At 58.1% G+C, this 26,759-nt stretch carries 29 protein-coding genes and 2 pseudogenes; 18 read left to right on the top strand and 13 right to left on the bottom strand.

Annotated elements, in window-relative coordinates; genetic code table 11:
• Window positions 1-36 precede the first annotated feature (36 nt).
• The 6 genes from aceE to AC0J5Z_RS11890 all read left to right on the top strand — a co-directional run bounded on the left by aceE (window position 37) and on the right by AC0J5Z_RS11890 (window position 8,071).
• The gene (gene aceE / locus AC0J5Z_RS11915; protein WP_475032326.1) at window positions 37-2,826 is read left to right on the top strand and encodes a pyruvate dehydrogenase (acetyl-transferring), homodimeric type; all 2,790 of its coding nucleotides are present in this window, start codon (window positions 37-39) and stop codon (window positions 2,824-2,826) included.
• Between the two features lie 193 nt (window positions 2,827-3,019).
• A complete protein-coding gene (locus tag AC0J5Z_RS11910; protein WP_475032322.1) occupies window positions 3,020-4,264 on the top strand; it encodes a PucR family transcriptional regulator in 1,245 nt (414 codons plus the stop codon).
• Between the two features lie 88 nt (window positions 4,265-4,352).
• Window positions 4,353-5,282, top strand: a complete 930-nt coding sequence (locus AC0J5Z_RS11905; protein ID WP_475032319.1) for an ACP S-malonyltransferase — start codon at window positions 4,353-4,355, stop codon at window positions 5,280-5,282.
• On the top strand, window positions 5,279-6,340 hold the full coding sequence (locus AC0J5Z_RS11900) for a beta-ketoacyl-ACP synthase III (protein WP_475032314.1): 1,062 nt from the start codon (window positions 5,279-5,281) through the stop codon (window positions 6,338-6,340). The genes AC0J5Z_RS11905 and AC0J5Z_RS11900 overlap by 4 nt, the downstream gene beginning before the upstream one ends.
• 117 nt (window positions 6,341-6,457) lie before the next feature.
• The gene (locus AC0J5Z_RS11895) at window positions 6,458-6,703 is read left to right on the top strand and encodes an acyl carrier protein (RefSeq protein WP_011692310.1); all 246 of its coding nucleotides are present in this window, start codon (window positions 6,458-6,460) and stop codon (window positions 6,701-6,703) included.
• Window positions 6,704-6,835: 132 nt separating this feature from the next.
• Window positions 6,836-8,071, top strand: a complete 1,236-nt coding sequence (locus AC0J5Z_RS11890; RefSeq protein ID WP_475032312.1) for a beta-ketoacyl-[acyl-carrier-protein] synthase family protein — start codon at window positions 6,836-6,838, stop codon at window positions 8,069-8,071.
• A gap of 109 nt (window positions 8,072-8,180) precedes the next feature.
• On the opposite strand, the gene AC0J5Z_RS11885 is transcribed toward AC0J5Z_RS11890, so the two are convergent.
• From AC0J5Z_RS11885 to AC0J5Z_RS11875, 3 genes and pseudogenes are all read right to left on the bottom strand, one after another.
• Window positions 8,181-8,684, bottom strand: a complete 504-nt coding sequence (locus AC0J5Z_RS11885; protein WP_018776197.1) for a DUF3145 domain-containing protein — start codon at window positions 8,682-8,684, stop codon at window positions 8,181-8,183.
• A 237-nt stretch (window positions 8,685-8,921) separates the two neighbouring features.
• The gene (locus tag AC0J5Z_RS11880; RefSeq protein ID WP_475032310.1) at window positions 8,922-9,848 is read right to left on the bottom strand and encodes a tyrosine recombinase XerC; all 927 of its coding nucleotides are present in this window, start codon (window positions 9,846-9,848) and stop codon (window positions 8,922-8,924) included.
• A 62-nt stretch (window positions 9,849-9,910) separates the two neighbouring features.
• A pseudogene (locus tag AC0J5Z_RS11875) lies at window positions 9,911-10,384 on the bottom strand (DNA-processing protein DprA); the annotation flags it as partial.
• A 15-nt stretch (window positions 10,385-10,399) separates the two neighbouring features.
• Between AC0J5Z_RS11875 and AC0J5Z_RS11870 the strand changes: the two are divergent.
• Window positions 10,400-10,714, top strand: a complete 315-nt coding sequence (locus AC0J5Z_RS11870; protein ID WP_475032306.1) for a recombinase family protein — start codon at window positions 10,400-10,402, stop codon at window positions 10,712-10,714.
• Here AC0J5Z_RS11870 and AC0J5Z_RS11865 read toward each other — a convergent pair.
• Entirely contained in the window at window positions 10,711-11,148 is a 438-nt protein-coding gene (locus AC0J5Z_RS11865; protein ID WP_475032304.1) for a DUF7255 family protein, read from the bottom strand. The two genes, AC0J5Z_RS11870 and AC0J5Z_RS11865, sit on opposite strands and share 4 nt — an antisense overlap.
• Window positions 11,149-11,382: 234 nt before the next feature.
• Here AC0J5Z_RS11865 and AC0J5Z_RS11860 point away from each other — a divergent pair, with 234 nt between their 5' ends.
• Both AC0J5Z_RS11860 and AC0J5Z_RS11855 read left to right on the top strand, forming a co-directional pair.
• Complete coding sequence (locus AC0J5Z_RS11860; protein ID WP_475032301.1) at window positions 11,383-12,009, top strand: DUF6932 family protein; 627 nt, start codon at window positions 11,383-11,385, stop codon at window positions 12,007-12,009.
• On the top strand, window positions 12,006-12,932 hold the full coding sequence (locus AC0J5Z_RS11855; protein WP_475032299.1) for a hypothetical protein: 927 nt from the start codon (window positions 12,006-12,008) through the stop codon (window positions 12,930-12,932). Before AC0J5Z_RS11860 ends, AC0J5Z_RS11855 begins: the two co-directional genes overlap by 4 nt.
• Window positions 12,933-12,987: 55 nt before the next feature.
• On the opposite strand, the gene AC0J5Z_RS11850 is transcribed toward AC0J5Z_RS11855, so the two are convergent.
• Together AC0J5Z_RS11850 and AC0J5Z_RS11845 are read right to left on the bottom strand one after the other, a co-directional pair.
• On the bottom strand, window positions 12,988-13,992 hold the full coding sequence (locus tag AC0J5Z_RS11850) for a BsuBI/PstI family type II restriction endonuclease (protein WP_475032297.1): 1,005 nt from the start codon (window positions 13,990-13,992) through the stop codon (window positions 12,988-12,990).
• Between the two features lie 18 nt (window positions 13,993-14,010).
• Window positions 14,011-15,498 (bottom strand): Eco57I restriction-modification methylase domain-containing protein, encoded by a 1,488-nt coding sequence (locus tag AC0J5Z_RS11845; protein ID WP_475032295.1) that lies wholly within the window; start codon window positions 15,496-15,498, stop codon window positions 14,011-14,013.
• 57 nt (window positions 15,499-15,555) lie between these two features.
• Between AC0J5Z_RS11845 and AC0J5Z_RS11840 the strand changes: the two genes are divergently transcribed.
• Together AC0J5Z_RS11840 and AC0J5Z_RS11835 are read left to right on the top strand one after the other, a co-directional pair.
• Window positions 15,556-15,837 carry a hypothetical protein gene (locus AC0J5Z_RS11840; RefSeq protein ID WP_475032293.1) on the top strand — a complete coding sequence of 94 codons (282 nt, stop codon included), beginning with the start codon at window positions 15,556-15,558 and terminating at the stop codon, window positions 15,835-15,837.
• A gap of 86 nt (window positions 15,838-15,923) precedes the next feature.
• The gene (locus AC0J5Z_RS11835) at window positions 15,924-16,640 is read left to right on the top strand and encodes a hypothetical protein (protein ID WP_475032291.1); all 717 of its coding nucleotides are present in this window, start codon (window positions 15,924-15,926) and stop codon (window positions 16,638-16,640) included.
• A gap of 688 nt (window positions 16,641-17,328) precedes the next feature.
• Here AC0J5Z_RS11835 and AC0J5Z_RS11830 read toward each other — a convergent pair.
• Complete coding sequence (locus tag AC0J5Z_RS11830) at window positions 17,329-17,535, bottom strand: hypothetical protein (protein WP_475032289.1); 207 nt, start codon at window positions 17,533-17,535, stop codon at window positions 17,329-17,331.
• Window positions 17,536-18,373: 838 nt separating this feature from the next.
• Between AC0J5Z_RS11830 and AC0J5Z_RS11825 the strand changes: the two genes are divergently transcribed.
• From AC0J5Z_RS11825 to AC0J5Z_RS11815, 3 genes are all read left to right on the top strand, one after another.
• Entirely contained in the window at window positions 18,374-19,069 is a 696-nt protein-coding gene (locus tag AC0J5Z_RS11825) for a hypothetical protein (protein ID WP_475032287.1), read from the top strand.
• Between the two features lie 89 nt (window positions 19,070-19,158).
• Window positions 19,159-19,728 carry a hypothetical protein gene (locus AC0J5Z_RS11820; RefSeq protein ID WP_475032285.1) on the top strand — a complete coding sequence of 190 codons (570 nt, stop codon included), beginning with the start codon at window positions 19,159-19,161 and terminating at the stop codon, window positions 19,726-19,728.
• Window positions 19,729-19,768: 40 nt separating this feature from the next.
• Window positions 19,769-20,005 (top strand): hypothetical protein, encoded by a 237-nt coding sequence (locus tag AC0J5Z_RS11815; RefSeq protein ID WP_475032283.1) that lies wholly within the window; start codon window positions 19,769-19,771, stop codon window positions 20,003-20,005.
• Between the two features lie 230 nt (window positions 20,006-20,235).
• Here AC0J5Z_RS11815 and AC0J5Z_RS11810 read toward each other — a convergent pair whose 3' ends face one another.
• A complete protein-coding gene (locus AC0J5Z_RS11810; protein WP_475032278.1) occupies window positions 20,236-20,370 on the bottom strand; it encodes a hypothetical protein in 135 nt (44 codons plus the stop codon).
• Window positions 20,371-20,923: 553 nt separating this feature from the next.
• Here AC0J5Z_RS11810 and AC0J5Z_RS11805 point away from each other — a divergent pair.
• The 3 genes from AC0J5Z_RS11805 (at window position 20,924) to AC0J5Z_RS11795 (ending at window position 22,615) form a co-directional block, all read left to right on the top strand.
• The gene (locus tag AC0J5Z_RS11805; RefSeq protein ID WP_475032275.1) at window positions 20,924-21,208 is read left to right on the top strand and encodes a hypothetical protein; all 285 of its coding nucleotides are present in this window, start codon (window positions 20,924-20,926) and stop codon (window positions 21,206-21,208) included.
• Between the two features lie 150 nt (window positions 21,209-21,358).
• Window positions 21,359-21,826 carry a hypothetical protein gene (locus tag AC0J5Z_RS11800; RefSeq protein ID WP_475032272.1) on the top strand — a complete coding sequence of 156 codons (468 nt, stop codon included), beginning with the start codon at window positions 21,359-21,361 and terminating at the stop codon, window positions 21,824-21,826.
• A 132-nt stretch (window positions 21,827-21,958) separates the two neighbouring features.
• Entirely contained in the window at window positions 21,959-22,615 is a 657-nt protein-coding gene (locus tag AC0J5Z_RS11795; RefSeq protein WP_475032267.1) for a hypothetical protein, read from the top strand.
• Here the strand turns inward: AC0J5Z_RS11795 and AC0J5Z_RS11790 are convergent.
• The 5 genes and pseudogenes from AC0J5Z_RS11790 to AC0J5Z_RS11770 form a co-directional block, all read right to left on the bottom strand.
• Window positions 22,612-22,908: a hypothetical protein gene (locus AC0J5Z_RS11790; protein WP_475032265.1), complete on the bottom strand. Its 297-nt coding sequence runs from the start codon at window positions 22,906-22,908 to the stop codon at window positions 22,612-22,614. The two genes, AC0J5Z_RS11795 and AC0J5Z_RS11790, sit on opposite strands and share 4 nt — an antisense overlap.
• Before the next feature lie 214 nt (window positions 22,909-23,122).
• Window positions 23,123-23,944, bottom strand: a complete 822-nt coding sequence (locus AC0J5Z_RS11785) for an ETEC_3214 domain-containing protein (RefSeq protein ID WP_475032263.1) — start codon at window positions 23,942-23,944, stop codon at window positions 23,123-23,125.
• The gene (locus AC0J5Z_RS11780) at window positions 23,944-24,657 is read right to left on the bottom strand and encodes a hypothetical protein (RefSeq protein WP_475032261.1); all 714 of its coding nucleotides are present in this window, start codon (window positions 24,655-24,657) and stop codon (window positions 23,944-23,946) included. Before AC0J5Z_RS11780 ends, AC0J5Z_RS11785 begins: the two co-directional genes overlap by 1 nt.
• Window positions 24,658-24,836: 179 nt before the next feature.
• Complete coding sequence (locus tag AC0J5Z_RS11775; RefSeq protein ID WP_475032258.1) at window positions 24,837-25,868, bottom strand: hypothetical protein; 1,032 nt, start codon at window positions 25,866-25,868, stop codon at window positions 24,837-24,839.
• Window positions 25,869-25,907: 39 nt separating this feature from the next.
• A pseudogene (locus AC0J5Z_RS11770) lies at window positions 25,908-26,204 on the bottom strand (ATP-binding protein); the annotation flags it as partial.
• 358 nt (window positions 26,205-26,562) lie between these two features.
• Here AC0J5Z_RS11770 and AC0J5Z_RS11765 point away from each other — a divergent pair.
• Entirely contained in the window at window positions 26,563-26,754 is a 192-nt protein-coding gene (locus AC0J5Z_RS11765) for a hypothetical protein (protein WP_475032256.1), read from the top strand.
• Window positions 26,755-26,759 lie beyond the last annotated feature (5 nt).

The following is a 26,759-nucleotide window of genomic DNA, read 5'->3' as shown; positions in this document are numbered from 1 at the left end:
ACGACGGGCAGTTACCCTGCCGGACCTGAGGCGCCGATGCATGCGCCTAAAGGAAGGTTGGACGTGGCTGCAGGAGAAGAGACCTCAGACATCCTCAGCGGGTTGACTGCCCAGCTGCCTGATCGTGATCCGGAAGAGACCGCGGAGTGGATTGAGTCCCTTGATGCGTTGATCGCGGAGCAGGGTACCGAGCGTGCCCAGTACATTATGCGTTCGTTGTTGCAGCGTGCTGGTGCCCGGTCGGTGGGTGTGCCGATGGTGACGACCACTGATTATGTGAACACGATCCCGGTGGACCAGGAAGCGGAGTTCCCGGGGAACGAGGAGTTCGAGCGCCGGTACCGGGCGTACATGCGCTGGAACGCCGCGGTCATGGTGCACCGTGCGCAGCGCTCGGATATTGGTGTCGGCGGGCACATCTCCACGTATGCCGGTGCGGCGACGTTGTACGAGGTGGGTTTCAACCACTTCTTCCGCGGCAAGGACCACCCCTCGGGCGGGGACCAGGTGTTCTTCCAGGGCCACGCCTCGCCGGGCATGTACGCGAGGGCGTTCATGGAAGGCCGTCTGACCGAAGAGGACCTGGACGGGTTCCGTCAGGAGAAGTCCAAGGCCGGTCATGCCCTGTCCTCCTACCCGCACCCGAGGTTGATGCCTGATTTCTGGGAGTTCCCGACCGTGTCGATGGGGATCGGCCCGATGAACGCGATCTACCAGGCCCAGTCCAACCGGTACCTGCACAACCGCGGCATCAAGGACACCTCCGACCAGCAGGTCTGGGCGTTCCTGGGCGACGGGGAAATGGACGAGCCCGAATCCCGTGGCCTGCTCCAGCTCGCCGCGAACGAGAACCTGGACAACCTGAACTTCGTGATCAACTGCAACCTCCAGCGCCTGGACGGACCGGTCCGCGGCAACGGCAAGATCATGCAGGAACTCGAAGCGTTCTTCCGCGGCGCGGGCTGGAACGTGATCAAGGTCGTCTGGGGCCGCGAATGGGACTCCCTTCTGGAAGCGGACCAGGACGGGGCGTTGGTGAAGATCATGAACGAAACCCCCGATGGTGACTACCAAACCTACAAGGCCGAGTCCGGCGGGTTCGTCCGCGAACACTTCTTCGGCAAGTCCCCGCAGACCAAGGACATGGTCGCGGACCTGGACGACGAGCAGATCTGGGGCCTCAAACGCGGCGGCCACGACTACCGCAAGGTCTACGCCGCGTACAAGGCAGCAACCGAGTTCAAGGGCAAACCCACCGTGATCCTGGCCAAAACGGTCAAGGGCTACGGCCTGGGTCCGCACTTCGAGGGCCGCAACGCGACCCACCAGATGAAGAAACTGACCATGGAAGACCTCAAAGCCTTCCGTGACCACCTGCGCATCCCCATCACCGATGACCAGCTCGACGCGGACCTCTACCGGCCCCCGTACTACCACCCCGGCATGGACGCCCCCGAAATCCGCTACCTCATGGAACGCCGCGCCGAACTCGGCGGGTTCGTGCCCGAACGCCGCCGCAAACACACCGACGTGACCCTGCCCGAGGCCAAATCCTACGAAGTGGCCAAGCGCGGGTCCGGGAAACAACAAGCCGCGACCACCATGGCCTTCGTGAGGCTCCTCAAAGACCTCATGCGGGACAAAAACTTCGGTGCCCGCTTCGTGCCCGTGGTCCCGGACGAATCCCGGACCTTCGGGATGGACGCGTTCTTCCCGACCGCGAAAATCTACAACCCCAAGGGCCAGAACTACCTCTCCGTGGACCGCGACCTCGTCCTGGCCTACAAAGAATCACCCGCCGGACAACTGATCCACCCCGGCATCAACGAAGCCGGCGCCGTCGCAGCGTTCACCGCCGCCGGAACCGCGTACGCCACCCACGGCGAACCCCTGGTCCCGATCTACGTGTTCTACTCCATGTTCGGCTTCCAACGCACCGGGGATTCCTTCTGGGCCGCCGCGGACCAAATGACCCGCGGATTCATCATCGGCGCCACCGCAGGACGAACCACCCTCACCGGCGAAGGACTCCAACACGCCGACGGGCACTCCCCCATCCTGGCCTCCACCAACCCCGCCGTCCGCACCTACGACCCCGCCTACGGCTACGAAATCGGCCACATCATCCGCCACGGCCTCGAACAAATGTACGGACCCGACAACGACGGCACCGGTGATGACCGGAACGTCATGTACTACCTCACCGTCTACAACGAACCCATCACCCAACCCGCCGAACCCGAAAACCTCGACATCGACGGACTCCTCAAAGGCATCTACCACCTCGCCCCCGCCCCCGCAGGGAACGAGAACCGGCCCACCGCGAACATCCTCGCCTCCGGCGTGTCCGTGCCCTGGGCCCTCGAAGCCCAAAGAATCCTCAACGAGGACTGGAACGTCGCCGCCGAAGTATGGTCCGTGACCTCCTGGAACGAACTCAGACGCGACGGACTCGCCGCCGAAGAACACGCCTTCCTCAACCCCGGCCAACCCGCCCGCACCCCGTTCATCACCGAACAACTCAACGGCACCACAGCACCGGTCATCGCCGTGTCCGACTACATGAAAGCCGTCCCCGACCAAATCCGCCAATTCATCCCCAACGACTTCGCCTCCCTCGGAGCAGACGGCTTCGGCTTCTCCGACACCCGCCAAGCCGCACGCCGCTACTTCAAAAACGACACCCACTCCATCGTCGCCAAAACCCTCCAACTCCTCGCCTCCAAGGGAGAAGTTGAAGCAGGTGCGCTGGAAAAGGCGATCGAAAAGTACCGACTCCTGGATGTGAACGCCGGCACAACAGGCGGAGCAGGCGGCGACGCCTAACTGTTGCCGGGTAACTCCCGCGGCAATAGCAACGCCAGCAATAACCGCGACGGCGGCCTTCACCGAAAGGTGGGGGCCGCCGTCGGGCGTTAAGCGGGCTGGAGCATGCCTCCCAAGGACGTGACCAGCAACAACACGAGTTGTAGCCTTCTCACAAATGGAGGTTGCCCGGGATGGGCCGTATGCTCGTTCCATGGCAGAGCCGAGCAAAACAACCACCAAGCGCAAGGCAGCACCTCAGGCATTGTCACCCGAAAAGGCCGAAACCCTGCGGCAACTCCGCGCCAACGTGGGCCAACTGTCCACCAGCACCATGCGGCAACTAGAGAAATCACTGCCCTGGTACGGCCGCCTGAGCTCTGATGAACGCTCGGCCTTGGGCTTGGTGGCCCAAAACGGCATCGCTGCCTTTGTAACGTGGTATGAACGGCCCAGTTCGCCGTCATGGATCCTCACGGATGTCTTTGGCAACGCCCCGACGGAACTGACTCGCTCCATCAGCCTGCAAAAGGCCCTTCAACTGATCCGCATCGTGGTGGAAGTCGTGGAGGACCAGGTTCCCGTGATCGCACCGGAATCGGACCAGCCGTCACTCCGCGAAGCCGTACTGCGCTATTCACGCGAGGTGGCCTTCGCCGCCGCCGATGTGTACGCGCGGGCCGCGGAATCCCGGGGCTCTTGGGATACACGCCTTGAGGCCTTGATCGTTGATGCCATTCTGCGCGGTGAGAACACCGATGCCTTGCGATCCAGGATCGCAGCCCTCGGTTGGAAAGCGCAGGAGCGATTCACTGTAATGGTGGGAAATTCGCCGTCGGAACCAAGCGCGAGCTATGTCAGTGAACTACGCCGTACCGCCGGGCGCTTCGCCGAGGACGCACTGGTGGGAATCCAGGGTGACCGGCTCATTTTGATCCTTGGCGGGGTGCAGGATCGCGACACAGCCTACATCAAGCTCAGTGAGCTCTTCGCGCCGGGGGCCGTGGTTTACGGCCCGGAAGCAGGCTCCTTGCTGGAGGCGAGCAGTTCGGCACAGGCGGCGTTCGCAGGGCTCACCGCCGCCCGTGCATGGCCTTCCGCTCCACGGCCTGTTGCTGCCGACGACCTCCTTCCTGAGCGTGTTGTTTCCGGGGACGACGCAGCGCGCAGGTCACTGATCAAGAACATTTACAGGCCGCTGCTGGCTGCCTCAAATGGCTTGGTGGAAACCCTGGGGACCTACTTGGAGCTGGGGCATTCGCTGGAGGCCACCGCGCGCGAACTTTTCGTCCACGCCAACACTGTGCGCTACCGTTTGAAGCGTGTCTGCGACGTGACAGGCTGGGATCCGCTCCTCCCCAGGGAGGCGTTTGTGCTGCAAACGGCCTTGGTGGTGGGCCGCCTTTCGGCCCAACCGAAAGCTGCTCCCGAACGTCACGCGTCACGTTCACAGAACTGAACCGTTGTAGACTTCCTACAAACTGACCCAGTGAGCTTGGTGTACCAAAACACCAGTGGATCACGTGGCAATTTGGAAAGCTGGATACGTGCTTGCAATCGTCTGCCCTGGACAGGGCTCCCAGACCCCCGGATTTTTGGCCCCTTGGCTGGAACTCCCATCCGTCGAAGGCCAATTGGCCGCACTAAGCGAAATCGCAGGCATTGACCTCAAGGCCCACGGAACCACCTCGGATGAAGAGACCATCAAGGACACCGCTGTAGCGCAGCCGCTGATCGTGGCCGCTGGCCTGGTTGCTGCCAAGTCCTTGTTCGATGTCGAACTCAGCACCCTTCCCGTCATCCTCGCCGGCCATTCCGTCGGTGAAATCACGGCTTCAGCCCTCGCGGGCGTCCTCACGGAGCCAGAGGCCATGACCTTCGTTCGGGAGCGCGCCAATAGCATGGCTGCAGCAGCTGCGGTGACCCCCACGGGCATGAGCGCAGTTGTGGGTGGAGACCCCGCCGAGGTCCTGTCAGCAATTGCGGCCGCAGGCGCCACTCCGGCAAATGTCAACGGTGCGGGCCAAACGGTGGCTGCCGGCACCTTTGAGCAACTGAAGGCACTGGCCGACAACCCGCCAGCAAAGGCACGCGTCATACCCCTCAAGGTTGCAGGCGCTTTCCACACATCCCACATGGCACCCGCTGTCAGCACGCTTGAGGCCCTCAAGCCTTCGCTCTCACCGCAAAACCCGGCAGTTCCGCTGTTGTCGAACTACGACGGCAAAGAAGTAACTGCGGGGCCCGCCGCCGTCGAGAGTTTGATCGCCCAGGTGTCCCGCCCGGTCCGCTGGGACCAGTGCATGGAAACGCTCGTTGAGCGCGGCGTCACCGGCGTTATCGAACTCACCCCTGCCGGGACCCTCGCCGGCCTTGCCAAGCGCGGCATGCCCGGCGTGAAGACGGTTGCCGTCAAGACTCCGGATGACCTTTCCGCCGCTCTGGCACTTTTTGCTGAAATGGAGGGACAGGCATGAGCACCCCGGTACTCAACAAGGCGGCCGTCAACGAGAATGCCCGCATCCTGGGCATTGGCGCCTACCGTCCGGACGTCATTGTCACCAACGACGACGTCTGCCAGTGGATCGATTCCTCGGACGAATGGATCCGCCAGCGCACCGGCATCATTACCCGCCACCGCGCAGCAGCCGACGTCAGCGTCATCGACATGGCCGAAGGTGCCGCACGCGAGGCGCTCCAGCAGGCGGGAATCGAACCGTCGCAGCTGGGAGCCGTCATCGTGTCCACCGTGACGCACCCTTACGCGACGCCGTCGGCCGCTGCTGCCCTCACCGAGCGTTTGGGCGCGACGCCGGCACCCGCCTTTGACATCTCGGCCGCCTGCGCGGGCTACTGCTACGGCGTGGCCCAAGCTGATGCTCTTGTACGTTCCGGCGCTGCTGAGTACGTACTCGTGGTAGGTGCCGAGAAACTCTCGGACGTCATCGACAACCACGAGCGCACCATCTCGTTCCTCCTCGGCGACGGCGCTGGCGCCGTCGTGGTCGGCCCGTCGGACACCCCAGGCATCGGTCCTTCAGTCTGGGGCTCGGACGGAAGCAAGTGGGATGCGATCGGCATGACCCATTCCCTTGAGGACGTCAAGAAGCTCGGCGAGTCGGCCCGGCACTCGGACGAGACCGACGACCTCGCCATCATCTCGGCCACCCAGGATGTCTGGCCGACCCTGCGCCAGGACGGCCAGACGGTGTTCCGCTGGGCAGTTTGGGAAATGGCCAAGGTAGCCCAGCAGGCCCTGGATGCGGCTGGCATCGAAGCCAGCGACCTGGCTGCGTTCGTTCCCCACCAGGCCAACATGCGCATCATCGACGAGATGGTCAAAAAGCTCAAGCTTCCCGAATCTGTTGTCATCGGCCGCGACATCGCCCAGGCGGGCAACACGTCTGCGGCATCCATCCCCTTGGCAACGCACCGCTTGCTCCAGGAGAAACCTGAGCTGAGCGGCGGTCTCGCCCTGCAGATCGGCTTCGGTGCCGGACTGGTGTTCGGCGCCCAGGTAGTGGTTCTCCCGTAGATCGGGACTCGTCCCGGCTACCACCAGCCAACTGAATACGACTTACAAACCCAGACCGCAACCCGCGGTTTGCCCCCTTTCCGGCAGTAGCCGGTACAACGAGAAAAGGAGCCAACAATGGCTAGCAACGAAGAGATCCTGGCCGGCCTGGCTGAAATCGTCAACGAAGAAACCGGCCTCGCCACCGAAGCCGTGGAGCTGGACAAGTCCTTCACCGAGGACTTGGACATCGACTCCATCTCGATGATGACCATCGTCGTCAACGCCGAAGAGAAGTTCGGCGTTCGCATCCCGGACGAAGAAGTCAAGAACCTCAAGACCGTCGGCGACGCCGTCAGCTTCATCGCCAACGCACAGGCCTAGTCCTGACACCAGCTGTGCCGGGCCAGGATTCCTATCCCTGCGCCCGGCACAGCCGCAGTAACACCCAAAGATTTTCTTGCCTCCCCTTGTGAACCGCGCATGCGGGACGGCTATCCGACAGAGAGTGATCGCATGGCACGCAAAGTAGTCATAACCGGTCTGGGGGCCACCACTCCCATCGGCGGCGACGTACCCACAATGTGGCAGAACGCGCTGAAAGGGGTCTCCGGCGCCCGCACGCTCGACGACGAGTGGGTGGCCAAGTACGACCTCCCCGTCCACTTTGCTGCCCGGTGCTCGACTCCGGCACTTGAGGTCCTGAGCCGCGTTGAGGCAAAGCGCATGGACCCATCCACGCAGTTTGGTGTCATCGCAGCCCGTGAGGCTTGGTCTGACTCCGGGATTGAAGAAATCGACCACGACAGGCTCGCCGTAGCATTCGCCACCGGCATCGGCGGAGTCTGGACGCTCCTTGATGCTTGGGACACCCTCAGGGACAAGGGCCCCCGGCGGGTCCTGCCCATGACTGTTCCCATGCTCATGCCCAATGGCGTGGCAGCGGCGGTCAGCCTCGACCTCGGCGCCCGCGCGGGAGCACATACTCCCGTTTCGGCATGTGCATCCGGTACTGAAGCCCTCCATCTGGGCTTGGACTTGATCCGTTCCGGCAAAGCAGACGTAGTGGTGTGTGGTGGCGCTGAAGCTGCCATCCACCCGATGCCGTTGGCCGCGTTCTCCTCCATGCAGGCCTTGTCCCGCCGCAACGACGAGCCGGAGCGCGCCTCCCGTCCGTACGACATCGACCGCGACGGTTTTGTCATGGGTGAAGGTGCCGGCGCCTTGGTCCTTGAGGCCGAGGAGCACGCCATCGCCCGCGGCGCCCGCATCTACGCAGAGCTCGCAGGAACGTCGGTGACCGCTGACGCCTACCACATCACGGCACCGGACCCCGAGGGATTGGGGGCAACCCGGGCTCTGAAGGCCGCCATGTTCGATGGCCGGATCCAGGCCGAGGACGTTGTGCACGTCAATGCACACGCTACGTCCACCCCGGTTGGCGACAAGCCCGAGTACACGGCTCTGCGTGCCGCCTTGGGGACCCACGTGGACAATGTGGCAGTCTCTGCCACCAAGTCGCAGATGGGCCATCTCCTGGGTGCTTCAGGGGCCGTTGAAGCCGTACTGACCGTGTTGGCCGTCTACGAGCGCAAGGCACCTGTCACCATCAACCTCGAAAACCAGGATCCCGAGATCCCCCTCGACGTTGTGACGTCCGTCCGTGACTTGCCCAGCGGCGACATCGTGGCGCTGAGCAACTCCTTCGGCTTCGGCGGTCACAATGCCGTCATCGCAGTCCGGAACGTCTAAGTCCGGCTTTTGCCGCCGTCTCATTGAGACATGAGAAGGGCCCCACCAGCAGGTGGGGCCCTTCTCATTGCTATGGGGAACCGTTTGTCAGCGCTGCTGGCCGACGCTGCTAACCGACCTGGTGCAACCAGCGCACGGGAGCACCTTCGGCTGCATGGCGGAAGGGCTCGAGTTCCTCATCCCACGCTTCACCGAGCGCCAAAGAGAGCTCGTGGTAAACGGCTGAGGGGTCTCCCGCGCCGGACTCGTAGGCGTAGCGGATGCGGTCTTCCGTCACCATGATGTTGCCGTGCACATCAGTGACGGCATGGAAAATACCCAGCTCGGGGGTGTGCGACCAACGCGCTCCATCCACCCCTTGGCTGGGTTCTTCGGTCACCTCGTAGCGCAAGTGGGCCCAACCCCTCAGAGCCGACGCCAATTGCGCCCCGGTACCGGGCGCCCCGGTCCACGACAACTCCGCCCGGAACATTCCAGGCGCGGCCGGTTGAGGGGTCCACTCAAGATCGGTTCGCTTATCCACGACCGATCCAATGGCCCATTCAACATGCGGGCAAAGCGCCGTTGGGGCCGAGTGCACGAACAAGACACCGCGGGTTGTTGCAACAGACATTCCATCCTCCATAGCTGTAGGTACGTCTTCCCCAACGACCTCTGCCTGGATGTTTGCTGTTGCTGCCGGATGCCATGAAACTCATGCGGGCCCTGACAGGCTATTTAGTTCTGTTATTACTAATGACGATATTGGCACAGATCCAACCCTCAACCGTAAATTGAAGGTTTCCCCGTGGTGCTTTCATTTTGCCGTACGCTGCCCGTTTCCGCCAGTGCGGCACTTGCGGGGTCTTGCTTAGGCCCTTGGGTGCGCTTGCTGGTAGCTCTTCCGGAGGCGGTCCACGGATACGTGGGTATAGATCTGCGTGGTTGCCAGGCTGCTGTGACCAAGAATTTCCTGCACGGCGCGCAAGTCCGCTCCCCCGTCCAGCAAGTGGGTGGCCGCGCTGTGCCTGAGCGCGTGCGGCCCGGTGGCAGATGTGTCACCCAACGCCTGCAGCAGCTCGCTAACCACTGCCCGGATTTGGCGCGGATCAACCCGGTTGCCGCGCACGCCCAGGAACAAGGCCGGACCGCTCATGGCTGTCACTACTGCCGGACGGCCCCGCCTGAGCCAATCGTCCACAGCCACGGCCGCCGGAACGCCGAACGGAACGGTGCGCTCTTTGTTGCCCTTACCCAGCACGCGGAGCGTACGTCGATCGGGATCAAGGTCATCGATGTCCAGTCCCGCTAGTTCGCCAACGCGGACTCCCGTGGCATACAAGAGTTCCACCATTGCCCTGTTGCGCAAAGCCATTGGGCTACCGTCAGCGGCTGCAATGTTCAGATCATCCACCATCCGGGACACCTGCTGTTGCTGAAGGACCCCTGGCAGGGACTTGTCCCGTTTGGGCGCCTGCAGACGGACCGCAGGGTCCGTCTCGATGAGTTCTTCCCGGAGTGCCCAGCCCATGAAAGATCGCGCGGTTGCGGCCCTGCGCGCCAGGGTGGCCCGTGCCATGCCAGCCTCACTCTGCGCTCCAAGCCAGCGCCGCAGGGAGCCCAACTTCAGTTGCCCAAGTTCCTGGACTCCCTCCTGCACGGCAAAGCCCAGGAGACTCTCAACATCGGCAAGGTAGGCACGGACTGTGTGCGCAGACCTGGCACGTTCGCCCTCCAAGTAGCGCCGAAAGCCGTCGACTGCATTTTGAAGGGGTGCTGGTAGTGATTGTGCGTCCACCCTTCCCACTGTGCCAGTCGCCAGTACAAACAACGCGTACCAACATGCTTTTACTTGCCAGGCTAGGCATTTTTGGCCCGTTTCCACCCTCCCCGTTCCGAGCTGGCCAAACCCAGCAACCTCAGCCTGCCAAGGCCCGCGCGCACGGCGTCCGTGCTCAGTCCTGCCACCACAGTCAGCTTCTCCACCGAGCTCGTTGACCGGAGAGGAAGAGCGTCCAGGAGGATGAGATCCTCCAGGGACAGGCCATCGTGCACCGCGGCGCCGGAGTCCTTTTCCTCGCTTGCGGTTTCCCCCATGGCCCCGGCAAGCTCGGCAATCTCGCCGACGTCGGTGACACAGACGGCTCCCCCGTCCCGGAGGAGGCGGTGACAGCCTGCCGAGTTGGCACTGTGGATGGGCCCAGGGACAGCGGCAACAACCCTTCCGTTGGTTTCAGCATGGTGGGCTGTGTTGAGGGCGCCCGATCTCCAACGTGCCTCCACCACCACCGTCACTGATGCCAAGGCGGCAATGATCCGGTTCCGTTGGCAGAAACTACAATTAGATGCATGACCCGTTTACACACCACGGCGGCGATGTACACCCGCCAGTCCGAGGACGTAGCGGAAGGTATCGCCAACCAAAAGAAGCGCTGCACAGCGCTGATCGAAGCCCGAGGTTGGTCCACCGGCAGAGTCTACGAGGACAACGACACGAGCGCCGCAAAGCGCCGGGGCCCCTTCGAAAAGGACCCCACCGTACGAATACTTGCAACGGGTCCCGTCCAGGACCAGTGCAACATTAACGGTGCTATTGAAAGATACGCGGAGCGGCCAAAGGGAGCCGAAGCAGCGGAGCCCCGACCGAAGTGCACTGATCACTAACCGACAGCAGCGAACACACTATCACGTGAGCGTTTCCAAGCTGCCTCAACGTCACGGTCAGGCACAGGGATGCGGATGACTGGCAGCAACCCAGCAGCGGGTATAGAAAGGTCTCTCAACGCGTCATAGAAGGCTCGATGCTTTCCCCGGCTCCTAAGCCCGAACGTGGGCGTGTATTTCCCTGCCCATGCAGTGTCGCCCTTTAGAGAATGCCTGCGGCACAGTTCCTTGTACTCGTCTACGTCGAACCCAAGCGGAGCGTCCGGTGGGTAGCCTTCTAACGTTTTCAACCGGTGAGAGGTGAAATGCTGGATCTCGTCCACTTCGATCACGACCCCAGTTTCCTTGTGCATCAGATCGGCTCGTGGCTTTTGGATACGTTTAGCCGTGCGCATCGCTTCTAGATCAGCACCAAGTGCAACAGCGATGGACATGACTGGATCGAAAACAGTGGAGTTATCCGGGAGTCCGTACGGCCCCTTAGTTCCGATCCATGCGAAGCTCGTTCCAGGAGACAAGTAGAGCCCGTCTTTCGCCGCTTCAACAGCGATGCCAACCTCACACTCACACGCCAAATTAGTTCCTCCGATGTAGCTTCTGCCCTCACGGCCTAATGAAACAGTGTGTTTCAAATCGGCGCTTCGAGATATTTATGGCAGTCTAAGCGAATGGGGCAGACAACAGACGCGCGGGTACCGGACGTCAGTATGGCCGGTATCCTGCACGCGATACCCCCTCTTGAGCCCGAAACAAGGCATCTCCCGCCGGGACGGTACAGAACCACTCTTAGCCACATCAAGCATCGGTTCGTCGATCATCCTGAATTCTCGGAATCAACAACCAGACAGGCTATATGGGAAGGCTTCATCAGCTACCTTCAAGCCTGGAAAGAATCCGAGGAACCCTTCGACCAGCCGATCCTTCACACCATCTGGATTGCCGGGAGTTTCATCTCTGATGAGATTGACCCGGACGATATTGACGTATCCCCAGTCTACGATGAAGGCGTAATCAGCGACCTCAATGGCACTCGGGGCATCGGTAAGGTGAAAACCCTGGTCGGTCACCGCAAGAAATTGGTCGAGAAGTACAAAGTGGAGCCCTTCCCGATCCCTTGGCGTAGCCTTGAAACAACGCTCCTACCGACAACACTGCTTGAGCATGAACAGAACTACCTGGCAAAACGAGGTGGACTGGACGACTGGTGGCAAAGGGTTCGGCCACCGGGTCCTAAGGCAGCAGCACTGGCCCCCGACGTAACGTCAGCGCGTGGATATTTGGAGGTGACGTGGTGAGCGAGAGCGTACGTAGCTACCTGGCCCAGCATGTCACTGCCGAAAGGGCTGAGGACGTTCATGCATTTCTGTCAGAGCTGCCGGAGCCTGAGGGCGATGTATTTGAGGTCTTCGAAGAAGCTGAGGACGCAGCCGCCCGCAGAATGCAGCCCGATCTTCCACCTTTCTCTTACCTTGTCATCAAGCTTTCTGGCGACTCCGTTAGAGATGGTGGAGTGAATCACGACATCGCCAACGACTTGCTTGGTCCTATAGGTGCCGAGCTACAAGCTGCCGCTGATCGACCGGCCGAGTCTGAACTGACTTTGGTGCGCATCACCCGAGGCAGCCTGGTACTCCACTACAAACCGAAGCTGCCCCTTACACCGCCTGCTGAGGGACAAGTTGAAGTTGATGTGTCGCCAGTTGATCAGGCTGTGCGCGACACTTTCGACCTACACAACATGCTGGAACGAGGCGAAGCGCCAGCAGCTATCGCGAAGAAGTACGGCGAGAAGAAGAAGCTTCTCAAAACTGCCCGAAAGCTAACGGAGGCACTCGACAAGCACGATCTGAATATGAGCGGAAAATGGCGTTCACCTACGGGCGGGCGCGTGCAATCCAACCTCACTGAGCGTGGCCGCACCTATGCCAAAGGACTCTTCAAGCAGATCGACAAGCCTGAAGAAACGATAGTGACGGGCAGAATCACCGGCCTTGATCTCGATGGCATCGTCACTGTTCAGCAGGTAAGCAAGCGTAAGCGGAAGGTTCACCTAGAAGATCCGGATGACATCACGAGCGGGTTTATCTTGGGCGCGGAAGTCAGTCTTCGAGTCGAAATCGTTGAGGCAACGGATCAGGTGGGTCTTCACGGCCGTGAACATCTGAAGTACATAGAGCACATCCATCAAGAAGAACTGGCTTTTCCTGAGGACGATTAACTAGAAGTAATAGATAATGCCCCGCACATGCAGTGAGGGGCATTTTCTATTCTTACTAGTGATGAACGTCGGTGTCCGACAGCTCTCCGTCTTCGTAAGGACCTAGGAAGCGAGAGCCGTTGAGGTGGATCATGTGGCTTGGTTCGTCTGCCGCCCACGCCTCAGTTTCCCACGCAAGGTCGCTAAGGAACTTACGCATCGTTGCTCGATCCGGGAAGCATGAAACATAGACCAAGCCAGCTGTTGACGATCCAAAGATGGCCTTGAGCTCGTCATAACGCTTGGCATCAACCGGACCGTGAGAGCTAGCTGCTTCCATCAAAATCAACCAGTTGCGGTCAGGCATGTAAACGATCAGGTCGGGGAACTTACCGTGCAGATCTAGCTCGACGCCGAGTCCTGCAAGCTGTTCCTGGTGAAAGATTCCCAGCTTGAGATCGGCATCTCCAATATAGAGAACATGCCCGCCCGGTGTGAACCGAGAACAGAAGTCCTCCACCATGCTCTTGATCAGGACGTTTTGGCCGCCAGCACTCAGCCGCAGCTCAGTGCCATCAGGCATCGTGACCGGCAGGCGTGTCATTTCACGCTCCGCAGCGTACTTGGCGGCAAGCCCTGGAGCACTGACCAAGTACTCCGTAAGAAGGTCCTCGTATTCAGGTGTGCCGTAGGCGCGGATGACTTCAAGGGCTTCAGGAGAGACGCGGTAGTTGTTGTTCTTCGAGTTCGGTGCGCGGTCAGGCATATCGAAGTTGTACTGCACCATGCCCGATGCATAGAACTGATGGAGCGTCTGACGCCGGAAGGTTTCGCGTGTGTTTGGCGCGTAGCGTGCATCATTCCGGTATTCTGCGTTCACCCAGTCGAGGAGCTCCGTCACGCCCATCATGGGATTCTTGGCGTTTGCCCATGAGTCGCTGGGCTTGATCTGCAGCAGCGCCAGGAGAATCGTTGCTGATCGCTCGTTATATTGGTACCTATTAAAACCGAAGCTTCTCAGAATAAGCTGGGCCTCAGCGAGTTTCTGTCCTCGGTCATCTGTGTAATTGAGGTCAATCATTCTCTCAACCAAGTTTTTTTATTCCCCCCAGCCAAGGATGGCCATCACCATCTGATCAATGACTTCCTGTTCCGGAAGCTCACAGGGTTGACCATACCCTAGCTTGCGGAGCTCCTCGGCTGTTGGATAGCGCATTTCACGAAGATCAGTTGCGTTCACTTGAGTGTGACCAGAAAAGGTTCTGAAGTACCGATCGACAGGACCACTATTGAGCCACAGTGAGAGGCCCACCGCAAGGTCACGATCAAGGCCTGCCCCCGCGTGGTGGATGTAATTCAACTTATTGTCGAACGCGACGGCCTTGCCCTTACTGGCTTCTTCCGTCCAGACGCCGGCTACGATTCGCCGCCGTTCTTCCTTCGAAGAGAAGCGCTTCACGAGAACATAGGTTCCGGCTGGAACCAACCAATTCAGATCATCAGGCTTGACGTCATTGAACCACTGGGGCTTCGCGTTCGGCTTTGGATGTTCAACAACACCCTTTTGGACGTTCGTTGGGTACACCATCGGATAACCAGCGGTCGCGTCAGCAAGAAGCATCTCTCGAGAACGGAAATCAACGACACGGCCAGTACTGATGGTCACGCCTAGATCCGCGGGCGTAGTAGGCAGGTCAAGCATCTTCCTGACAATGTCATCGTCTTCAGCACCGACTGGAATGCTGATGAACTGACGCTTGTCACCGGGACGGATAATGCTTGCGTAAGGGACTTCCTTTAGCTTGATCTCGTCCTTGTGGCCCACAGAGATAGAGATCGTCACCATCTCAGCAGGTTCAGCTTTGACGGCATTAATGATGACGTTCTCTTGAAGGACACCCGTGTCAGCGAAAACAGTAGAGCGACTATCGAAGACGTGAATGCGATCAAGAGCCATTGCTCCAAGGAAGAAGGCACGGAACGGTTCAAAGTAGACGCCGTTCATGAAGCTACGCGGGGTGATACCAACGAGCTGTCCACCACTCTTCAGTAGCAGCGCACCTTTACCCAAGAACGCGGCATAGATGTTGGGCGCCTGGACACCTTGCTTCGCCATGACAGCTCGGTGAGGAGATACCCGCGCCAGTTTGGCGTACGGCGGGTTCATGATGACGATGTCGAAGTCATCCGCGAACGGCTCTAGCGGATCAATGAAGTCATCCTGGACAAGCTGAGTGGTCACAGTCACGCCAGCAGCGGCGGCAGAAGTCTCGATGTCCTTGAGCGTAGAGCTCAGCGCTTCGCAGACCTGGATGTCGAGCTCGACCGCAACGAGATGCACTTTCAGCTCGGGTGCCTCCCGGATAATCCTGGCAACCAGCGAGGCGGCAAGCGATCCAGTGCCCGCGCCGGGGTCCAGTACCTTGAGAGTTCCTTCCCTAGGCAAAGCGGGAAGAGACGCAATGAAATCAGCAGCGGCATGGGGAGTAAAGAACTGCCCCAGCGTTGACTGAACCTCCGGGTCCAATTGGCGGATGACGGTCTGCCGTCGTTGTTCAGATTGGACCAGTAGTTCAGTTGCAAGCATGGGTTCCAGTTTACTGCAGACTCTTCAATTCGAACATATGTTCTAATCTTGGTTCCTATGAGACCCAAGCAAGACTCCACCGCCTTCGCCCGCATGATGGTGCAGATAGAAGCCGACACCAACCACCCCAAGCCGGACGACGGCAAGATCATCGAACTGGAGCCTGGCGCTCAACCGCTTGTCCGTGTTGGCGATATTTACGGTCGAGCGATCAAATACACGCGGACCTACGGACTCGTGGAGTGGATGGATGAACGGCGGATCTACCACGTCGAGTGGTTTCCAGCTGATCAGATCAAGCGAGTAGACCAGGAAGCATGGAGAGGGCGACGTATATAGAGAGTGCTCGACACTTCCAGTTGCGCACGGAATAGGGAGCAACGTCAGGCACGCCTTCATCCAAATGAGTCCTATAGGCTCATGTCATGACAACGGTTGGCTTCTTTGACAATGACGAGTTCCGCAACAGCGAAGCGATGCGGGCCATTCGAGAAATGGTTCAGGAGAGCATCGCTCCCGCCCTTGAAAGCATTCGTCAGATCAACGCAGCAACGACGGCACAGATGATGGAGACTCTTCAGCCTGTACTGTCCGCCATGACGGCAGAAGCAACGAAGTCGATCCGCCAGACCGTCCTCTCGGGTATACAGCTGCCGAAGTTTAGCCTCGACCTCGGTACATTGCGGCAGATACCGCTGGGAGACGCAGCGGCAAAAGAAACTGCGCGCTCAATCGACTACACCGGCGTCGCGGCAAGCGTTTCCACGGAACTTGACGAGCCTGCGCCCACGAAACCCGCTGGCCTCGACCCCGACACGATCACCGAACAAAAACTCGATGAGATGACGGCCGACCTCTTCCAGCGCCGGCCAGACCTCGCTCAGAAATTCTACGACGAGTCAAAGCTCACTACGCTAGATCAGACTCAGTTGAAAATCCTGGCGTGGCAGTGGGCGCTGATTGCCCTTTTTGGGATCGCGTTGCTCTTTGCCTGGGCCAAAGCCGATGGGAACATCGACTATGCCATGGACATAGCCTCTACGGCCACGCCGATAGCAGCTGCAGCGTACGTCGGCGCCAGGAAAGAACTTGGTGCCGACGATAAAGATGGCAAGCCAGACGACAAAAAAGAGGGAGCTTAGTTGCTCCCTCTACTTCTCCTGCAAGTCATAGGCCACCCCCGTCTGCACGACCATCATCTTGCAGCTCTCGCAATACCCAGACTCCTGTGCCCGACATATTCGACAGCTATGTTCCTTACGTCCGCATCAGCAATCTCGGTGTTTACGTTCTTATCGCGCAGGGTATACCGCTCATCGTGATTGCAGTTCCCACACCTCACCACAAACTCGAGATGGGTCTTTAGCTTGCTCATGACTTGAGCTCGCCTAGCATTTTGTCGTGGCGGGCTTTCATGGCCTCGTGTTGCTGAATTTCTTATGGGTTCCGTTATTGAATGCCGACCAGGCTGACCATCCGCTGCCCTGGTAGATCCGGTACGCTGCCGCAACGTTCGCCGTTGGGTTGAACCGCTCCTGGTCTCAAATGAGCCGGCCAATGTGCACGCTGTTGACTTGGTAAAGTCCGGCATCATTGCCGCCGTTCGCGTTTGCAGGGTTGCAAGCATCAGCTCGTCCCCCGATCTCCGCGCATGGCACACTGCTACGGCAGTATCGAGATCCCACTCGTACTGTGCGATCAAGTCTCGATAATGTACGCAGCCCCTAGCTTGTATTGGCCCTGTGGCGTCGCCTCGAGCACTCTAAGGCGTCTCTACGGTCTTCGCCGGCTCATTTACCGTCTTTGCTGCTACAACGCTAGCGACGGGCTTTAGCGTTGCCGGTCTTTTGACTGTGCTGCGATTCGGGCGGCCTCATGTTTGATCGTCTGTTCTAGCTGCTGGTTGGCGTGGAAGCCTGCGATGAAGCTTGAAACGATTGCCGCCAGCATGGTGACCGAGATGATGACCGTGCTTACTTTGATTGCCTTAGGTGCCTTTGGTTCTTGTACGCGTGAGTCCTTAGTTGCCTTTGTCATGCCTTGCCCTTTGCCCAAGTGGGCGTTATTTGTTTGTGTTGGCTCGATGAGCCACTTCCGTTCAGGTAAGGGTGGGCATCACCTGAACGGAAGTGGATTATCGAGGAATGGCACAGCTGCAAGGCTGCTAGTAGTAGGGAGTTTTCATCGTTGAGCACTCGCCTTCGACTTGTCTTGATGTCTCCCTTGCGGTGCGATTGCAATCGTTTCGCGCTGTTAAATCTCGCGCTTCAGCGCCCGCCTGATTACTAGCTGACTACACAAGCTCCAAGTGTGACCGATAGCCACTTCTCTAGCGATTCCAATTCTTATGTAGCCAGGCTGCGCACCAGGTAGTTGAAAACAGAAGAACCATTCGAAAAGATTAGTTAGTTTCCTGTTACGCCTGCGTGGTTACCTGGTTTAGAGCCTATGGCGCTAGCAGCAAGGACCTGAACACCGACATCATGATTTTCGTCGATAATAATCGCTTCACACTTGCAGGAAGGGGCCGTCCTCAGGTCTACGGAGCCTTCCGACGCTGTTACTACCAGCACTACTGCGCTCTAATTGTCAATGTGCCGCTCAATGGTCATTACCTAAACACCGTGACGCCATTTCGACTCTTACGTTATCGAGTCTTGGATCGGATCGAACGATCTACTAGGTGGGTTGTCCAGGTAAGGACTATCGAGACTTGATCTTGCCGCTTTGCTGTCCAGCCTTGTTTCGCTGCGCTTTTAGCATGTTTAGATAATAGGCTATTTTAGTTGAATGTTCAATAGTTTTCGTGTTGTGGAATAAGCATCATCAAGGCACCGAGCTCTATTCTGTCTGTAGTGATCAGTACAGTTGAACCATGAGCAACCCCATGTCAGTGCCGGAGATACCCAGCTGGATCAATGACGCCATTGCTGTCACCCCGAGCTCGCTGATGACCCTCGAACAACTTGGGGCCGACGTCAAGAAAATGATGGACACCGGCGGCAACTCGATCTTTGCCGGTATCGATCTCTACGGCGACACTTTCAGTAGCTCCATCGAGAAGCTTGGGCTCGACACCCTGGCTTCAATGGACACTTCGCTGGCTGGGCTGCGTTCTTTCATAGATCCATCACTTGATGTTGTCGGCCTAAACCTCGAGAACTCCCTCGCGGCCTTAGGTGCGGCGGTAGCTTCGACAGTCAACACGAGTTTCATGCAGGATCTGATTGACCAGGCCGAAGCCTTCCGCTCTGAGATCGGAGACTTCGACCTCGATGAACGTGCTGCAGATCTGAAGACTGTTCACCCTGACCTGGCAGCAGCCATCGAGCGTCAACCGTTCATGATCAGCCTCTCCCCGACGGATCGGAAGCTGGTTGCCTGGTTCGTCGGCACCGTTGTAGCTATCTACGTGACCATGGGGATCTTCAACATCAGTATGGACAACGAGGAGTTTGGGCAGCTGCTTAGTGCGTTAGGAGCCGCGGGGCCGCTGGCCGGCGGCGAAGCCGGTAAGGCAACATACAGGGTCTTGAACAAGCTTCCTAAGGCGGAGTCACCGGACGAGTAGACGGTCATGATGAGCAGGGCACCATCCAAGATGTGAACCCCCAGATCCTTGACCGCCAGGACGAGAAAAGCCCCAGCTATGATTGGCCCATGAGCGACAGGGATGGAGATTTGGAGGCCAGGGCAAGACGCATGGCAGAGTCCGAAGAGCGGATCACTACAGCCCGCGCGCGCGCTGAAGAAGCCGCCGCGCGTGCGGAGATCGAGCGAATTCGGGCGTTCGAAATGAAACATGCTCTACAAGACAAAGCGTCGCGAGCAATGGAAGAAATTGGCAGGGCCAAAGCCAGAAGCATCACAACGGTCTATTCGTTCGTGGGTGCATCTCTGCTAGCCATCGCGGTCTACACGCTGATCTCAGTGAGGGATGCACTCCCGACCACTCCTCTTATTGGCATATTTCTGCTCATCGCCTTCTTCGCAGCGTTTGGCACCATACTCTATGGATTCGTCCAGGCACGCCTTACTAGGGAGATAGCCAGTAGTGCTGACTTCCTAATGTCTCTGCAGGATGATGATCCACATGAAGACTCCATTGGTATTCGGCTCCCCCACTCTGGCGGTGAGTACCGCATCGTGACTGTGCCAGGATCGAAATCACGCTACAGCCAGTCTGGTAGTCACGTCGGTGGAAAGTGGACTGTACGGCGCAATGGCTAAGGGCAACCGTAACCGTCGAGAGTTCGACATCTCGAAGATAATGAAGCCGATCAACCCCAACCCCATCATCTGGTTCTTTTTGGTGGGTATTAGCGGCTCCGTAGGCGCTGGCGTTTTGGGCACCGATTTCTGGTCACCCGATTCAGACATCAAGTGTGACGTGGTCATCTCGAAGGCTATCGAGGAACAGAAGGCCGATCCTTTGGTGGATCTTCGATACAGCGGAGCCGCTGAGGAAAAGTGCGGCATCAACAACATCATTGATGAGTGGCCGTAATCTAGAAGTGGGAGCTTAGCTGCTCCCCTCTGGTTCTTCTTTGAATCTCAAAACTGATCGGCAGTTTGCATGCTTACCGTCTATCGATAGCTTCGTCGCGGCTACAACCATTTCTAGGACCGTTTGAAAATCAACATCTAGCATGGTCATTGTGCTCTCGATACGACGATGAAGAACCTGGATGTTTATCAGCACAGCTGCACTCTCGCCTTGTAGCAAGATAGTGTGGCTCATTGCTTTTCCTCCTTATCTTGTTCTTGGGGGCTGGTGAGGGTGGCGCGCACCACATGAACCAATTGCTTCACTGAGTACTCATCGCTAAAGGCGTCTTGCTCGATGAGCTTATTGATGACTTTCTCGGCCATCTCCGTCTCCCGCTGTACGTCTAAACAGGTCTGCGGGCCACTTCCCTGACCTGGTCGTTCTAGTGCCACCAACAAGGGCCAAAGACGGCCTGGGACACCTCCTATGCCCTGAGATAAAGCGAAGATCAGGCGGCACCGTCTCGGCTGTGCAGAAAGACTGGATAGCCGCTCTCAACGGGCTTGGCACTCCCAACATAGAGGCGCGGGTATGTAGAGGCGCTCAAGACGCAATGGACTTTGTGAACGAGCATCTAAAACCAGGACCAAGCTCAGTCTTCTGATCGCGGGGTGAACTCTGTAGCCAACCGGACACAGAGCACATTCCCACGATTAGGAAGTGATTGCAGTGTTCCTCGCTGTGCAAAATTCCCCAGGACGAAGATCGACCGCTTTACAAGGTTGCTATCGAGGGCCTATCAGGGATGAAAGCTGCCGTTGGTGGCTACATCCAGGTCGTTGACCTGACACCGCTCCACGCCTCTCGTCATGGACGAAGAGGGCAAGCTGGCTAGCAAGCCGATAAACCGTTGAGCAACCTTGCTTTTCTGGCTCTTTGTTTCCCAGTGTTCGCCACCGTGACGTAATTGTTGGTGACGCCACCATCGTCGGACTTCCCGACGAGCAGGGCCACACCACAGACGTTCCGGAAGCCGTCACCAAGCTCCTCTTTGCAACCGAGTCTTACAAGGCTGAGTTTCAAACCTATGACGACGCCAACAAGTTCAACGGCAACAGAATGCGGTTCGAGGCTTACTTCGTCGCCGCAAACTACGCACTGGGCAAGGCCGAACCTTGGTCAGCGGTTGAACGCTGCCGAGTAGTTCCGGCTGAGGAGTAGAGCCATGACCGGCGAAAGGCTTACAACGCCCCCACACTGGTGAGATCTCCTCCAGACGGCGCTAGAGCTGCCTGGACAAGCTGGAAGCACGTACAACCGCTTCAGGCGCTTCTCACTGGGCAACCAAGCTCTGCTGATGATGCAGGGCTCATGGAATCAGTGAACACCTACAAGGGCTGGCTTGCGCTGGACCGGCAGGTAAAGAATGGCAGCAAGGCCAAGGTGATCTACGTCCCCATGTTCCGAAAGGAGCTGAAAGATAAGGGCGAGGAAGAGAAACGGCTATCCGGCTTCAAGCTGGTGCCATCAATCTTCGGCGTCTCTGAAACTGAAGGCGAGGATCTACCCGAGTACGAGCCTCCTCACTGGAGCAAAGAGCTAGCGATGAGCAAGCTCAAACTGGTGCAAGTCCCCTACGAATCGCTGGAAGGCAACTCTCAGGCCTACTCCATAGCACGGACGTTCGCGATCAACCCGATTGCGGTCTATCCGTTCAAGACGACGCTGCATGAGTTCTCGCACATTGTGGCTGGGCATACCGTGCCCGACCAGATGGACGAGTACCGGACCCACCGCGGACTTTGTGAGTTCGAGGCGGAAGGTTCGCCCACCTGCTGATGAATGAGCTTGGTTCAACGGCCCAGTTCGATGCAGCAGAAAGCCGTTCCTACATTCAGACAGGGCTCCAAGGTGAAGAACCACCTGAGTCATCCGTGAAGCGAGTCTTTAGTACGGCGGACAAAATCTACCGTGCGGGACTGGAAGAACCGGAAGGAGATGAGCCCGTTGCCGAAAGGACTGTTGATTCCAGTGGACAACTCCAAGCCGCTTGAGGTCTGCGTGTTTGCGGATCTTGAGGAAGCTCTTGGCGGTTCCGTTGAGCGCTTCGCTATCAGTCGTCTGGACGCCTCCCTCATCCAGTTGGAGAGTGGGCCTTACCTTGATCTACCGACCAACCGAAGAGGAACGCTGATCCGATGGGCACATGCCACCTTCACCAAAGGCAAGCATGCAACTGTGGGTGATGTCGTTCTACTAGGGCGGTTCGACGACCAGGGTAACTACGAGGACGTGCCTGAGTGGTTCGAGAAGCTCCTGCTTGAGACGGAACACTTCATAGTGCACGCACAATTCATTGAGGACATGCTTTGGCGACAGCACGAGCGCGTCTTTGATGATTGGCAGCAGGCCTACACCTCAGTCCTTCTACATGCACAGAGGAACGCGTTCGTGAATCATGTGCGTGTCTCCTGCATAAGATCGTGGGATCAGCCTCACTCCCTCTGTGGAGCGGGGCTTTTCTCTTGTCCTGAGGATCATGGAGCAGCTCCTGCTATGGCACAAATGAAAAGACCCCCAACTGCGATAAGAATCGAGCAGTTGGACGGAGCGTGTTGGATGGTTTAGTCAGAGTTGGGCTTGAATCCGTTGCGACGGCCGCGAATATTGTCCGCGTTGGCCAGGACCTCAGCAGTGACAACCTTCTCGAAGTCGGACTTGCTGACAATAATCTCTTCACTCGTGCCGTCAGGCTGACGTAGTTCAAGCTCAACCACGTTCGTCACGCGCTTGAGCCCGGCCAGTTCTTCAGCAGAAGCGTCGAACAGCTTTCCAGCACTACGGACGACGACAGTGATCACCTTGTCGTCGGCCAGGATCTCACCACTGATATCGCTCGTGCGAATTGACTTGCATCCCACCTTTTTCAAGGTATAGGTGCTAGCAATCGCGTTTTGCGATCACTACTGCGCCTATTTATGAACGATGGGCTTCAATTAGTCATGAGAATTTTTATTATATAGAGATAAATGAATAGTTTTGATCTCAGCAACTACCTGAAGCGATCCACTTTTTCAAGCGAAGTTCCTCTTTTAGTTGCAGATCAAAATGCTCTCGCTCGAATAAAGGCGAGGATCAATCCCCAGTAGCCTTCTTAATAAGCCTAGGGCGATAGCCGACCTGCTTCTTCTTTATCCACTTCTTACGATGGCTTGGAACAGCCCGAAGAGGCATAACGCGCTCATTGATCACGACAGGCCAAGCGGCGTAGCCATGTTCCAAAAAGCTTCCATCTAGGCCACAGGATAGGAGAGTGTTGACAGTTGTCTCTTTGCGTACGTCGTCAAGGACAGTTGCACTAACAGCTGATGGGGTGTTGCCCAGGAAAGGTGGCGTCGATATGATCGACTCCCCACTGGCGTTGAACGTCCCTATGCCCTCAGTATTGTACATGAACACGAACGACTGGTAGGCAGAAGGACGGCCAAAATACTTTCGCTCCGCATAGGCGTAGGTAGAGGCACCGCGTGCTTCTATCTGTCCATCTGGCTTTTCTACTACTTCCGCAAAGTTTGTGTGACCAAGCGTTCCCTTGGTGAGACCGAAGGTTAGTTCGCCAAGATCTAACTTGAACTTGCGGTCCAAAACGGTAACGGACCAAGCGGCAACGGCTCCATCCTTCACGCGAGCGACGATCCAGGCATGGTTGGTCAAAAATAGATAGTCGGTCGATCCGCCTTCATATGGCGCGCCGTGTTGCATGATCGGTGTTCCGAACAGCGTTTTTAAGTGGTCGACGGTGACACCGACTGCCATCTTGGTTAGCCGACGCTTCAACTCCTTGCGACTCCCCCAGCTACGCTGGTATCTGTTCCTGATTGAGTTGGCAAAGGGACCAGCTGCAGCCACCGCAGCAAAGACTGTGGCAAATAGACCGAGTGCGTTCCAACCATCCATCAGAGTTTGAATACCTGACGCTTTGACGTATGCCGCCAGATGACGTGGTCAAGCTTCCGCGGCTCTGCGACGTAGAGGTCCGCGATGTCTGTAATCAGTTGTGCTGCCTCCATGGGACTGAGCCTGGTACGGAGCCCAAGGTGTTCGGTCATGAAGCGGATGACCATACGGTCTGGTTTGACTGATTGAAAGCCTGCGAGGATCAGAAAATAATTGAACGTCACGCCCGACGACTGGCTCGGAAGTTTCAGCCATGCCTTCTTGACCCGCTTCAGATGCGGATCTTTCGCGTGCTCCTCATGAATGTCTGCAGTCGTCAAAATGGGGCCACCTTCAAGCGCGCTCAGCGCCAAGACGGCTCGAAGTACGACTTCTGCCTTCAGCATCGCTCCTGGCTTCGTGTGGGCTGGCTTGTGGTTGTTCACGGCCTTAGCCCACCCTGTACTTCCTCCGAGCCTCTCAAATGATGACAGGAGCTCTGTGAAGCCATCTTTGTAGGGATCGGCACCCTCAGCGCGTCTCATGGCCACATAGGCCCGCACTACGTTGATGACGCTCTGATAGCTGGAGCCGGTCGAGAAGATGGAGTCGATCACGCACAGAGCCAAACTATGCGGATATCCGTCGGCTTCAATCCATGTCGATGGTGTGCCAAAGATCGCACGGCAAGCCTCAGTTAATCTCGGCAGCTCTTCGCTGTAGTCATTCCCCATGCTCGGACTCTAACAAGAACCGCTCCCACTCCGGATCACGGCTCAGATAGTGATACCAGCGCAGCTCATCCTGAGCCTTCGGGTTCATGGTAAAGCCCGTCTCAGGGTTGAAAGTGCACAGGGGTTCACTCCCCCACACCTCCAGCGAGTAGACGCCCACCTCTGCCCCGTTTTGAGGATCAGTCATCAATAGCGAGCCCGGGGTGCTTGAATCTCCATGTACCCGGAGTCCAGCTCCTCATGAAGACGTCGTCACCCTGGGTGGTCTCTAGCTCTCCGAGGTTGCTGGCCCTGTTTCTGCTCAGCGAGAGTTCGATAGTCAGCGGCTTCATCGAGTGCAGCACCTCCATAGTGACATGTACTTCCAGTTGGTCCGCTTCGGCCCACAGCTGCAGATTTTCCGGCTTAATCCCCCGGACTGCTAGTTGGTACGGAACTGCGCGCGGCGCTGTGACGGTAACTCCGTCACTTTGCCTCTGGTACTGGATTTGCGACGGACCGGTAGGCACTCTAGCAGCCTCCATTGGTGGCACTACTTGGAGGTCAAACTTGCTGTCTTGAATAGTGACCTGACCGCGCATCCCATGTGCCGGGAAAGTGACGCTGCCTTCACCGTTGTGTTCGACATAGATGCGCAGCTCGCCCGTGCAGTTGAATTCTTGGTTGTTCGGGTTCGTCGCTGGCGGGAAATACTCACCATGAAGACTGGCCTCCAGTACGACAATTTGCGGCAAGCGCACCGCAGGTATGAGTATGCGCAGGAGCTCGTCACGTCGAGCGCTCCTGGTACCAGTACCTTCACGCATAGGCACTTCTAGGCTTGGATTCGCGTTACCAGTCTTCACGACATACGGGGCACGGTCGGAAGCGAAAGCCACGGCAACAACATGTTCGCCGTTCTCCCCAACTGGAACTGAGATATGACGGATCATTTCTGGCGGAGTGTGGTCGAACCGAGGCATTATCTGCCCCCACCAGTCAAGGACGTCCGTACCAGAGACATCGAAAACTTCCGCTGTCTTCTCATCGATTCCGATGATGTAGACGACTGGATCACCGCCAGCTCGGTTAAGACTTCCGGCCAGCTGACGAGCTTTGCTGTCTTGCGGCCAGTCACGCTTGCACTCAATCAGATCGTGCTCAGCCAGCTGGCCAGCACGAATCCGGTCAACAGCGGTGATCACTCGGGACTCAAGGTCAATTGCGCGCATCCACTAACGCTACCTAAAAGCAGTGACGTTCCCGTCGCATCGTTGACTTGCCAGCGTGGTATGTCCTAAATTTGACGCCTCGTCCAGGAACAACACGCCCCGATGTGAACGAGAGGCCGCTCCGGGCCGAGGAAGCCCCGAGCCGCCGCCGAAGATTGCGGCGGCGGTGGCACTGTGGTGGGGATTTTCGAAAGGCGGCCTGCGGACGAGCCGCACCGTAGACGACTGGACAGCGGCCAACGATTGGATGGCCGTAACCTCCATGGCCGCTGTATCAGCTAAATCCGGGAGCAGGCCCGGCAAGCGTTCAGCCAGCATGGTCTTGCCTGCCCCCGGGAGTCTATGTGAGGGGTATGTTTTGGGCTCATAAACGAGGAGAAAAGATCCCTGCTAAATCAGCACAATCGGCCCCATCCCACTGCGATCACCACATGCTCACTAACTGTCGAGTTCCGACAGCACACGCGGGCCAAACTCGCCGTCGAGGGTGAAGGAAAGAGTTGGTGGTGCATCCGCGTAGGTTCCCGGAACTAGAGGCTCGTCCCTGGTTCGCCGCCGCCCGGATTTCGGTGGTGGTCACAGGAGGCTCACGGGCAGAGCGCTCCGATGCCGTTGCCTGCGGTTTTCCACATAGACCAAGACGCTTCTTCCCGAAGTATGGCCGGCCCCTGGTGTACGCACGAGGAGTGAAGTAGTGGGTCGCTACGACTCGAACATCGCCAACGCACGCGAGATGCTGGCAACTGCCGAGGCAGAACTCAGTAGTGCCGTGCAGTCAATGGCGACGGCTGCGTCTGGCGTGAGGGACTTCGTCATCAGCAACAAACAGCAGGCGGTTGACGAAGCCAAGAGCATGATCGAGACCTTCGAAAGGGCCAACGACTGACTAAG

This window comes from Paenarthrobacter sp. TRD_SC_7, assembly GCF_056156245.1.
This window is presented reverse-complemented; position numbering and strand designations above follow the sequence as displayed.